General features: G+C 43.9%; 1 pseudogene. It reads right to left on the bottom strand.

The features are described 5' to 3' along the window. Nucleotides 1-522, bottom strand: a pseudogene (locus H740_RS11815) (cell surface protein); the annotation flags it as partial.

The raw sequence follows: 522 nt of genomic DNA, 5'->3' as shown, positions 1-522 counted from the left end.
TTTTGCCACGGCTTCCTTGTGGGCTTTCGTGGTTTTCTCGATATCTTCCGCGTAGAGTTTTTTAAATTCTTCTATACTGATGTCGGTTCTTTGTAGCAAAGCAGCTCCGACGCTGCCCATCGCAGCGTCTTCGGGCAAAGAGTTTTTAAATGCTTTTAGCTCCTCTTGCTCCTCTTTTGTTCCGAGCCCCAAAAGCTTGCCCCAAATAGTCGGTTTGCCGTCTACCGAATCGGATTGTAATAACATAGAATACCTCGCCAGCATACCTTCTACGGCTTCTTCCATAGTTTCGGGCTCTTTAACTCGCAGGGTTTTTATCTGCTCGGGCGTATATTTTTTAGACAATATATCATCGATTTGGTTTATGACTTTAGTTATCCAGCCTTCCTCGCTCTCGTCCACCTTGATAACTTCGTCTGCAAGTTCCTTGATAGGTCTGCTTTGATATATCTGAATTTGTCTTTTTACGTCTTCTTTACTTTTTGAAGCCTGCGTTTGCTCGTTCGCCAAATTCGTCTTAGC

The organism is Campylobacter showae CC57C (assembly GCF_000344295.2).
GTDB classification, from domain to species: Bacteria; Campylobacterota; Campylobacteria; order Campylobacterales; family Campylobacteraceae; genus Campylobacter_A; species Campylobacter_A showae_B.
The sequence above is the reverse complement of the archived record's forward strand: the minus strand, read 5'-3'. Positions and strand labels throughout refer to the sequence as shown.